The organism is Aeromicrobium sp. (assembly GCF_047607065.1).
Classification (GTDB): domain Bacteria; phylum Actinomycetota; class Actinomycetes; order Propionibacteriales; family Nocardioidaceae; genus Aeromicrobium.
In genome coordinates this window covers 84,407-94,872 of sequence record NZ_JASGDU010000044.1, presented here as the reverse complement: position 1 = coordinate 94,872, position 10,466 = coordinate 84,407, and the positions used below count along the sequence as shown (strand labels likewise).

The 10,466-nt window shown below is 68.5% G+C and carries 10 protein-coding genes and 1 pseudogene; 10 read left to right on the top strand and 1 reads right to left on the bottom strand.

The window, feature by feature from the left end; genetic code table 11:
- Nucleotides 1–89 precede the first annotated feature (89 nt).
- From QM597_RS06605 to QM597_RS06585, 5 genes and pseudogenes are all read left to right on the top strand, one after another.
- Nucleotides 90–437: pseudogene (locus QM597_RS06605) on the top strand (NAD(P)-binding domain-containing protein); the annotation flags it as partial.
- A 15-nt stretch (nt 438–452) separates the two neighbouring features.
- Nucleotides 453–953 carry a DUF2520 domain-containing protein gene (locus QM597_RS06600; RefSeq protein ID WP_415004077.1) on the top strand — a complete coding sequence of 167 codons (501 nt, stop codon included), beginning with the start codon at nt 453–455 and terminating at the stop codon, nt 951–953.
- Nucleotides 950–1,801, top strand: coding sequence for a pantoate--beta-alanine ligase (panC, locus tag QM597_RS06595; protein WP_415004075.1), 852 nt, complete (start codon nt 950–952; stop codon nt 1,799–1,801). Before QM597_RS06600 ends, panC begins: the two co-directional genes overlap by 4 nt.
- Nucleotides 1,802–1,803: 2 nt before the next feature.
- Nucleotides 1,804–2,241, top strand: coding sequence for an aspartate 1-decarboxylase (panD, locus tag QM597_RS06590; protein WP_415004074.1), 438 nt, complete (start codon nt 1,804–1,806; stop codon nt 2,239–2,241).
- Entirely contained in the window at nt 2,238–3,038 is an 801-nt protein-coding gene (locus tag QM597_RS06585) for a type III pantothenate kinase (RefSeq protein WP_415004073.1), read from the top strand. The genes panD and QM597_RS06585 overlap by 4 nt, the downstream gene beginning before the upstream one ends.
- Here QM597_RS06585 and QM597_RS06580 read toward each other — a convergent pair.
- Nucleotides 3,032–3,766 (bottom strand): D-alanyl-D-alanine carboxypeptidase family protein, encoded by a 735-nt coding sequence (locus QM597_RS06580; protein WP_415004072.1) that lies wholly within the window; start codon nt 3,764–3,766, stop codon nt 3,032–3,034. The two genes, QM597_RS06585 and QM597_RS06580, sit on opposite strands and share 7 nt — an antisense overlap.
- A 425-nt stretch (nt 3,767–4,191) precedes the next feature.
- Between QM597_RS06580 and lysS the strand changes: the two genes are divergently transcribed.
- From lysS to QM597_RS06555, 5 genes are all read left to right on the top strand, one after another.
- A complete protein-coding gene (lysS, locus tag QM597_RS06575; RefSeq protein WP_415004071.1) occupies nt 4,192–5,703 on the top strand; it encodes a lysine--tRNA ligase in 1,512 nt (503 codons plus the stop codon).
- A 162-nt stretch (nt 5,704–5,865) separates the two neighbouring features.
- A complete protein-coding gene (locus QM597_RS06570) occupies nt 5,866–8,382 on the top strand; it encodes an ATP-dependent Clp protease ATP-binding subunit (protein ID WP_415004070.1) in 2,517 nt (838 codons plus the stop codon).
- 57 nt (nt 8,383–8,439) lie between these two features.
- Nucleotides 8,440–8,766, top strand: coding sequence for a hypothetical protein (locus tag QM597_RS06565; RefSeq protein ID WP_415004069.1), 327 nt, complete (start codon nt 8,440–8,442; stop codon nt 8,764–8,766).
- 609 nt (nt 8,767–9,375) lie between these two features.
- The gene (locus QM597_RS06560) at nt 9,376–9,723 is read left to right on the top strand and encodes an IS110 family transposase (protein ID WP_415004068.1); all 348 of its coding nucleotides are present in this window, start codon (nt 9,376–9,378) and stop codon (nt 9,721–9,723) included.
- Nucleotides 9,720–10,439, top strand: a complete 720-nt coding sequence (locus QM597_RS06555; protein ID WP_415004067.1) for an IS110 family transposase — start codon at nt 9,720–9,722, stop codon at nt 10,437–10,439. The genes QM597_RS06560 and QM597_RS06555 overlap by 4 nt, the downstream gene beginning before the upstream one ends.
- Nucleotides 10,440–10,466 lie beyond the last annotated feature (27 nt).

The window sequence follows — 10,466 nt, the reverse complement described above, 5'->3', positions numbered from 1 at the left end:
GTCACGCTGCGCGGCCCTTCGCGTCGGGCATAGACTGACGCCGTCACTTTGTCTGGTACCCCTTCGGGACTGGAACGGAAGAAGGCACACACATGTCGCGAGTCCGCGTGGGCGTCGTCGGCGCCGGTCGAGTCGGTGCCGTCCTGGCAGCCCGTCTACGCAGTTCCGGTCACGAGATCGTCGCGGTCACCGCACGGTCGACGGCCTCCCAGTTACGTGCACAGACCCTCCTTCCCGGGGTGCCCGTGTGCGAGGGCGCGCGGGAGGTGGCGGCCTCCTGCGACGTCCTCCTGCTCGCCGTCCCCGACGACGCGCTCGAGACGGTGGCCACCGACCTGGCACCCTTCGTGCGCCCCGGCACGCTGGTCCTGCACACGAGCGGCCGCCACGGGCGCGGCCCGCTCGCCGCGCTGGCCGCCCGAGGCGTCCGGACCGCCGCCTTCCACCCGGCGATGACCTTCACCGGCAGCCACGTCGACCTCGACCGCACCTGCGTCATGGGGCTGACCGCCCTCGACGAGGACCGCGCCGCCGTCGAGGCGCTCGCCCGCGATGCCGGTGGCACGCCGGTCTGGATCGCCGAGGCCGACCGGGTTGTGTACCACGCGGCCCTGGCCCACGGCGCCAACCACCTCGTCACGGTGCTCAATCAGGCCCTGGACCTCCTGCGCTCCATCGGCGCGCAGGACCCGTCGGCGATCCTCGCCCCGCTCGTGGGCGCGGCGGTGTCGAACACGCTGGCCTACGGCGACGCGGCGCTGACCGGCCCGGTCGCCCGCGGCGATGCCGGCACAGTGTGCGAGCACCTGGCGGCCATCGAGGATCCGCAGATCGCCGCCACCTACGCCGCGCTCGCGCGCGCCACCGTCGCACGGGCGCATGCCGACGGGCGCATCGACGACGCGGCCGCCGCCTCGCTGGGCGCGGTCCTCACCCCGGAGCCGGTCCGATGAGTCCCGTTGTCGCGCGCACCGCAGCCGAACTGCGTTCGCTGAGCGGGACCGTCGCCCTGGTGCCGACGATGGGTGCCCTGCACGACGGGCACGTGCAGCTGATGAAGCACGCCCGCCCGCTCGCCGACACCCTCGTCGCCTCGATCTTCGTCAACCCGACGCAGTTTGCCCCCGGCGAGGACTACACCGAGTACCCCCGCACCTGGGAGAGCGACCTGGAGCGCTGCGCGGAGGCCGGCGTCGACGTGCTCTTCGCCCCCGAGGTCGCCACGATGTACCCCGGCGGCCTGGACGCCCAGATCACGGTCGACCCCGGCCCGCTCGGCACCGTGCTGGAGGGCGCGGCCCGCCCCACCCACTTCCGCGGGGTGCTGACGGTCGTCGCCAAGCTCTTCGGCCTGGTGCGGCCCGATGTCGCAGTGTTCGGCGAGAAGGATTACCAGCAGCTCGCGCTGATCCGTTCGATGGCGCAGACCCTGTGCCTCGGGGTCGAGGTCGTCGGCTGCCCGACGGTGCGCGAGGCGGACGGACTCGCCATGAGTTCGCGCAACCGCTATCTGACTCCCGATGAGCGGGACCGGGCCGTGGCCCTCTCGCAGGCACTGGCGGCCGGTGTGGCTGCGGCTGCCGACGGGCCGGAGGCCGTGCGTGCCGCAGCGCTGGCTCGTCTGGCCGACTTCGGTGTGGTGGCCGACTATGTCGCGGTCACCTCCGCCGATCTCGGCGATCCCGATCCCTCGGGTTCTGGCGAGGAGGGGCGACTGCTGATCGCCGCTCGCGTCGGCAAGCCCCGTCTCCTCGACAACTGTGCCGTGACCCTGTGCGGTGCCCCCTCGGAAGGAAACTGACCATGTTTCGCACCATGATGACCTCCAAGATCCACCGCGCCACCGTGACGCAGGCCGACCTGCACTACGTCGGCTCGGTCACCATCGACGCCGACCTGCTCGACGCGGCGGGTCTGCTGCCGGGCGAGCAGGTACACATCGTCGACATCGACAACGGTGCCCGCCTGGTCACCTACGCCATCGAGGGCGAGCGCGGCTCCGGCGTCATCGGCATCAACGGTGCCGCTGCCCGCCTCGTGCAGCCGGGCGATCTCATCATCCTCATCGCCTACGGGCAGTTGGACGACGCCGAGGCGCGCTCGTTCGAGCCGAAGGTCGTGTTCGTCGATGCGGAGAACCGCATCATCGGCACCGGGTCCGATCCGGCCGAGGCGCTGCCGGGCACGGGTTTGATCCGCGGCGACATCGTCTCCAATCCCCTGGTGGCGAGTCGTTCGTGACGCTCCTGACCCTCGACATCGGCAACAGCCAGTCGGTCATTGGGGTCTTCGACGGGTCGCGTCTGGTCGAGCACTGGACGGTGTCGTCGGAGGTCCGCCGGACCGCTGACGAGTGGCACCTGCTCGCACACGGGTTCGTGCGCTCGGCGGGTCTGGCCGATATCGAGGCGGTCGCGATGTGCTGCACGGTGCCGGCGATCCAGGTGGAACTGCGCGCGATGCTGGAGCGGCACTATGCGCACCTGCCGGTGTCGATTGTCGGGCCGGGGGTCAAGACCGGCATCCCCATCCACACCGACAACCCGCGCGAGGTCGGCGCGGACCGCATCGTCAACGCGCTGGCGGCCGCCGAGATGTACGGGGGTCCGGCGGTTGTGGTGGACATGAACGGGACGGCGACGATCTTCGACGTGGTCGACGCAGGTAACCGGTACGTCGGCGGGGCCATCGCGCCGGCCATCGAGCTGTCGCTGGAGGCGCTCGCGCGGCGGGGGGCGCAGCTGCGGGCCGTCGAACTGGCGGAGCCGCGGGGCGTGATCGGTAAGAACACCGTCGAGGCGGTGCAGTCCGGGGCGGTGTTCGGTTTCGCCGGGCTGGTCGACGGACTCGTCGAGCGCATGATCGAGGCGTTGGGGGCCGATGCCGACGAGGTCGCGGTGATCGCGACGGGGGCGTATGCCGATGTGGTGATCGATCATTGCGTGACGATCACTCATCGGGATCCGTGGCTGACGCTGACCGGTCTGCGCCTGGTCCACGAGCGCAATACGGCTGATCCGTCCGCGCGATCTCAGTAGGACGACGGCAGGCCGTAGTACTCCTCCAGGGTGAGTCCGGCCGTGACGAGACGGGTAGCGAGGTCGACATCCAGGTAACGCAGGTGCCACGGCTCATACTTGAAGCCGGTGATGTCCTCCTTGCCGTCGGGGTAGCGGATGACGAAGCCGAAGCGGTGGGCGTTCTCGGCGACCCAGCGCCCGGCGGCGGTGTCGGCGAAGGAAGCCGACACGTCGTTGACGTCGATGGCGAGTCCGGCCTGGTGCTCGGAGTGTCCGGGGCGCGCCATGCCGCGGTCGGCGGCCTCGACACCTGCAGCGGCCACGCGGGCCTGGTAGTTGTCCTGCTGGTCGGCGTAGCTGCGGTAGCCCGAGACGATGCGCAGGGAGACGCCGTCCTGGGCAGCTTCGGCCTGCATGGCGTCGAAGGCGGCGACGAGTTGCGGGTCGAGGCCGCCGGGGTCGTACCACGCGGGGAGGGGGAAGGACTTGTTGACGAGGAGGTGGCCGTCGACGCGCACGATGCCGTCGGAGTCCCATGAGACGTGGTCGAGGCCGCCGGCTCCCGTGGCAGGGTCAGGTGGTGCCAGCAGGGAGACGGGGGAGACGGAGCCGGACAGATCCGACACGGTGGGCCGCTCCTCCGGCGCGGATGGGGTCTCGGCGACCGTCGCCAGGAGCGCGGAGCAGACCGCGAACGCACCGAGCACACCGGCGGTGCCCCTGCGGTCGGCGTGGTCGTGGCTCACGCTGAGACGTTACCCGCCCCCGCGAGCGACCCGTGGATGCGCGCGGTGGGGCGCGGTGGGGCATGGCTCAGATGAGAGCCTTCCGAGGCCTTGCAACCGGGGAACGTTGAGCATCGAGCCCGGCTCGTTATTTTTGAGCACACTGATCCGCGCGGGCACCCGCCTCGGCGGTCACCGTCCGGAAGGACACCGACTGCCGATGCCAACGTATTCAGGCCGCAGCGAGCGGGACAGGTGTCTCTCGACTCGGCGGGATACCGAGGTGCACCGGTGACAGCCTTACTGCGGAAGAGACCCCCGCTGACGCGGGGAACGGTTCCGCACTGCGAGTCGCAACGGATCATCCCCGCCCGGCTGGCGGGGAACGGCTGTGTGCCCACCGTATCGCTCCGTCGAGCACTGACCCCCACAACTAGACTCGGCGCGTGACCGACGTACCTGTGCCCGAGCCCGACGAAGACCTGCCCGAGCAGTTGCGGATCCGCCGTGAGAAGCGGGCCGAGCTACTGGAGGCCGGTGTCGCGCCGTATCCGATCAGTGTCCCGCGCACCCACACGCTGAAGCAGATCGTCGGATCCTTCGACGCCGACGCCCTCGGCCCCGACCACCACAGCGGCGAGACGGTCTCGGTCACCGGCCGCGTCATCTTCACGCGCAACACCGGCAAGCTCTGCTTCGCCCGCCTGCGCGAAGGCGACGGCACCGAACTGCAGGCCATGCTCTCGCTCGCCGAGGTGGGCGAGGCATCCCTGGCCGACTACAAGCGGCTCGTCGACATCGGCGACCACCTCTCGGTCACCGGCGAGGTCATCACCAGCCGTCGCGGCGAGCTGAGCGTCCAGGCGACCTCCTGGACCCTTGCGGCCAAGACCCTGCGCCCGCTCCCCAACGAGCACAAGCCGCTCTCGGACGAGGCCCGCACCCGCCTGCGCTACGTCGACCTCATCGTCCGGCCCGAGGCGCGCGACAACGTCCGGGCCAAGGCCAAGGTCCTCCGCTCCCTGCGTTCGACGCTCGACGGCGACGACTTCATCGAGGTCGAGACGCCGGTCCTGCAGCACACCAACGGCGGCGCCGCAGCCCGCCCCTTCACCACCCACGTCAACGCCTTCGATGAGCCGGCCCTGCTGCGCATCGCCCTCGAACTCCACCTCAAGCGCGCCCTCGTCGGCGGCATCGACCGGGTCTACGAGATCGGCAAGAACTTCCGCAACGAGGGCGTCGACAACACCCACAACCCCGAGTTCATGATGCTCGAGGTGTACGAGGCCTACGGCGACTACGACACGATGGCCACGCTCACCCGAGACCTCGTCGTCGACGCCGCGCGCGCGACCGGCAAGACCGTCGTCCCCGGCCGCGACGGCTCGCAGATCGACCTCGAAGGCGAATGGCGTCACGTCACCCTCCACGAACTCGTCAGCGAGGCCGTGGGGCGCGATGTCGACGTGACGACTTCCGCCGACGAGTTGCGTTCCCTCGCCGACACCCACGGCGTCGCCCTCCAGCCCCACTGGGGAGCCGACGAGATCGCGCTGGAGTTGTACGAGAAGCTCGTCGAGCACACCCTCGTCCAGCCGACCTTCGTGCGCGACTACCCCGAAGCGGTCCGCCCGCTCGCCAAGAAGCACCGCAGCACGCCGGGCCTGGTCGAGGCGTGGGACCTCATCATCAACGGCGTCGAACTGGCCGCCGCCTACTCCGAGCTGAACGACCCGGTGATCCAGCGCGAGCGCCTGGAGGAGCAGGCCCGCCTGGCGGCTGCGGGCGACCCCGAGGCGATGGACGTCGACGAGGACTTCCTGCGCGCCTTGGAGTTCGGCATGCCCCCCGCCGGCGGCATGGGTCTGGGCGTCGACCGGCTCGTCATGCTCCTGCAGGGCATCGGCATCCGCGAGGCGATCCTCTTCCCGATCGCCAGATCGGAAAGCATGTGAGCAGTCTGATCGCTCGCGCCGAGTAGCCGGGCCTACGCCGAGAGCGAACGCGAGGAACACCCGGGCGGTGCCGGTCCGTTGGGGTCGGTGTGCGGACAGAGGTCTGTCCCGCAACTGGCCGACACTAGACTGTGCGGACAGCCCAACACCGGGAGGGACGCCATGTTCGAGAGATTCACTGACCGGGCTCGCCGTGTGGTCGTGCTCGCGCAGGAAGAAGCGCGCATGCTCAGCCACAACTACATCGGTACCGAGCACATCCTCCTGGGGTTGATCCAGGAAGGCGAGGGCGTCGCGGCCAAGGCGCTGGAGAGCCTCGACATCTCCCTGGAGGCCGTCCGCGCCCAGGTCGAGGACATCATCGGCCAGGGCCAGCAGGCACCCAGCGGGCACATCCCGTTCACGCCGCGCGCCAAGAAGGTCCTCGAGCTGTCCCTGCGCGAGGCGCTGCAACTCGGCCACAACTACATCGGCACCGAGCACATCCTCCTCGGCCTGATCCGTGAGGGCGAGGGCGTCGCCGCCCAGGTGCTCGTCAAGCTCGGTGCCGACCTCAACCGCGTGCGCCAGCAGGTCATCCAACTGGTCCAGGGCTTCCAGGGCAAGGAGACCGAGACCGCCGGCGCTCCGTCGCAGGAATCCGCGCCGCAGGGATCGACCGTGCTCGACCAGTTCGGCCGCAACCTCACCCAGGCCGCCCGCGAGGGCAAACTCGACCCGGTCATCGGCCGCGAGACGCAGATCGAGCGCGTCATGCAGGTCCTCTCCCGCCGTACCAAGAACAACCCGGTGCTCATCGGCGAACCCGGCGTCGGCAAGACCACGGTCGTCGAGGGCCTGGCGCAAGACATCGTCCGCGGCGACGTGCCCGAGACGCTCAAGGACAAGCAGATCTACACCCTCGACCTCGGCGCGCTCGTGGCCGGCTCGCGCTACCGCGGCGACTTCGAGGAACGCCTCAAGAAGGTGCTCAAGGAGATCCGCACCCGCGGCGACATCATCTTGTTCATCGACGAGATCCACACCCTCGTCGGTGCCGGCGCGGCCGAGGGTGCCATCGACGCCGCCAGCATCCTCAAGCCGATGCTGGCCCGCGGCGAGTTGCAGACCATCGGTGCCACGACGCTCGACGAGTTCCGCAAGCACTTCGAGAAGGACGCCGCGCTGGAACGCCGCTTCCAGCCGATCCAGGTGCCCGAGCCGTCCATCGCGCACACCATCGAGATGCTCAAGGGCCTGCGCGACCGCTACGAGGCGCATCACCGCGTCACCATCACCGACGAGGCCCTGGTCGCCGCCGCGACGCTCGCCGACCGGTACGTGACGGACCGCTTCCTGCCGGATAAGGCGATTGACCTCATCGACGAGGCCGGCTCGCGGTTGCGCATCCGCCGTATGGTCGCTCCGCCGGACCTCAAGGACTTCGACGACCGGATCGCCGACGTGCGCCGCCGCAAGGAGAGCGCCATCGACGCCCAGGACTTCGAGGCCGCCGCCTCCCTGCGCGACGAGGAGAAGAAGCTCATCGCCGCCAAGGCCGAGCGCGAGCGGCAGTGGAAGGCCGGCGACATGGACGCGGTCGCGGTCGTCGACGAGGAGCTCATCGCCGAGGTGCTGGCGCTGGCCACGGGCATCCCGATCGTCAAGCTCACCGAGGAGGAGTCCAGCCGACTGCTCAACATGGAGGCCGAGCTGCACAAGCGGGTCATCGGCCAGGACGAGGCCATCAAAGCCCTGTCGCGGGCCATCCGGCGTACCCGCGCGGGCCTGAAGGATCCGCGCCGGCCCGGCGGCTCGTTCATCTTCGCCGGCCCCTCGGGCGTCGGCAAGACCTGGCTGTCCAAGACGCTCGCGGAGTTCCTGTTCGGCGACGAGGACGCGCTGATCCAGCTCGACATGAGCGAGTACTCCGAGAAGCACACGGTCGCGCGGCTGTTCGGCGCGCCCCCCGGCTACGTCGGCTACGAGGAGGGCGGCCAGCTCACCGAGAAGGTGCGCCGCAAGCCGTTCAGTGTGGTGCTGTTCGACGAGGTCGAGAAGGCCCACCCGGACATCTTCAACTCGCTGCTGCAGATCCTCGAGGAAGGCCGCCTGACCGACAGCCAGGGCCGGCTGGTCGACTTCAAGAACACCGTCATCATCATGACGACGAACCTCGGCACGCGCGATATCGCCAAGGGCGTCAACCTGGGCTTCAGCCAGGCCGATGACGTGGCCGGCTCCTACGAGCGCATGAAGGCCAAGGTGTCCGAGGAACTCAAGCAGCACTTCCGCCCGGAGTTCCTCAACCGCGTCGACGAGATCGTCGTGTTCCCGCCGCTGACGCAGGAGCAGATCATCGCGATGGTCGACATGATGATCGCCTCGCTCGAGAAGCGCCTGGCCGACAAGGACATGGGCATCGAGCTGACGCAGGCGGCCAAGGACCTGCTCGCCAAGCGTGGCTTCGATCCGGTGCTCGGCGCGCGCCCGCTGCGGCGCACGGTCCAGCGCGAGATCGAGGACACGATGGCCGAGAAGATGCTCTTCGGCGAGTTGCGTCCGGGGCAGATCGTGCTGGTCGACGTCGAGGGCGAGGGGCCGAGCGCCACGTTCACCTTCGTCGGCACTGCCAAGGCCGATCTGGAGTTGACCGAGGGCGGCGAGCCGCTCGCGGTCGAGGCCGGCAGCGCGGAGTGAGTCCCACCCCTTTCGGGGGGGGGGGAGTGGTCTGAGCGGTTGCGGCAGAATGACGCCGTGAAAATCGCTCTTAAACTATTGATCGCCGCCGTGGCCTTGGTGCTGCTCGGATTCGGTTCCTACGCCCTGTCGCCGCACGTCATCCCCGACGAGCCGGAGGTGGAGTGCGCGCCGGAGGGGGAGGGCACCTCGGGCTTGTACAGCGAGGAGTTGGACTGCCCGATCAGTTATGAGACCGGTCAGGCCTACATGGATTACCACGACACGTTGTGGCCTTTGGAACGGATCGGGATCCTGCTGATCTTCGGCGGTGTCCTCGTCGGACTCGTCGCCGCCGGGTTCGGTGTGGCGGGCCTCGTCAAGCGAGGTCGTTCCTCCAGTTAGCGATCCGCTGATAGGCGGAACCCGGTCATTGAGGTGCGAGCGCAGCACACCTCGAAATGACCCACCTGCGGCAGGCTTGGCCCTTCGAGGCCGCTCGTTCCTCGCGGCACCTCAGGACCCGCGAGGAACGAGCGAGCCGAGTCCTGAGGTGCGAGGAGTGGTCCCTGAGGTGTGAGGCCGCTCGCGGCCGAGCCTCGAAGGGTGCGACGAGCCTCGAAGGGCGAAGCCTGCGGTGGAGGGTCCCTTCGAGGCAGGGAGGATGGTGGTGTTGTTCCTGGGTCGGGTGTGGGGGTCTGACTTGCTTAGAGGCTGGCGCCTGTGAGGGTTGTCTTTTCGAGAGGTGTCGGCTTCCATGCCTGGTCTGGGGAGGGCGTCCGTGGCCGTGATGGTTGGGGTGTCTGTTCGGGTGAGTGGGAGCGGGACGGGGTCTGACTTCATAGGACCTTGAGCCGACGTAGGTGTCTATCCCTGTCGTGTCGGCCCTGTCCTGACACGAGGTATCGCGCTGCTGGTGGGGTGTCTCCTTCTCCGGTGACGGACATGCCCTGGCCGTACGGGCGGCGAAGGAGCGATTCGAGTCACGAAACCAGAGAAGGAGACACACCCATCATGGCCATCACACCTGCTACGACCACGACCGAGGTCGTGGTCGCCGGGGTGGACACGCATGCCGACACCCATGTCGTTGCGGTGCTCACCACCGGCGGACGGCTGTTATCGACCGGAGCGTTCCCCACGACCACCGACGGCTACCAGGCGTTGTTGGACTTCGTTGCTTCGCATGGCCTGATCGAGAAGTTCGGTATCGAGTTGACCGGATCGTATGGGGCCGGGCTGACCCGGTTCCTGCGGGCCGAGGGCATCGACGTGGTCGATGTGGACATCGCCCACCCCTACGACGTGCCCGCAAAGGCAAAAACGACTGGATCGACGCCGAACAAGCCGCCCGGAAAGTGATCGCCCAGGCCGCGACCACGATCCCCAAAGACACCACCGGCGTGTCCGAAGCGCTCCGCGTGTTGACCATCGCCCGATCCAGCGCTGTCAAAGCCCGCACCATCGCCGTCCAACAAGCCCGCGACCTCCTCGTGACCGCCCCGGACGACATTCGTGCCCGCGCCCAAGGCACAACCCTACGAGCCAGATTGAAGAAGTTCGAGAAGGTCCATCCCGACACCACGCGACTAGCCGAACCCGGACACGCCATCGTCTACGCGTTGGAAACACTCGCCAGACGCGTGCGTGACCTCGACACCGAGATCAGCGACCTCGACACCCACATCGACAAACTGACCGCTGAACACGCCCCAACCCTGCGGTCCCTGAAACAAGTCGGACCCCACACCACCGCACAACTCCTCATCACCGCAGGCGGACTCGACAACCGCATCGGCTCCGAAGCAGCCCTCGCCCGACTCACCGGCATCGCCCCCATCCCTGTCTCCTCAGGCAAAACCCACCGACACCGACTCCACCGAGGCGGAGACCGACAAGCCAACCGCGCCATCCACATGATCGCCGTCGGCAGACTCCGATCCGACCCGAAAACCCGCACCTACGCCCAACGACGCACCCAAGACGGCCTCTCCAAACAAGACACCATCCGCTGCCTCAAACGCTACATCTGCCGAGAGATCTACCAAGCCCTCAAAACCGACCTCAACTGGACTTGACAACCATAGGACCCTCTCGCAAGCTCG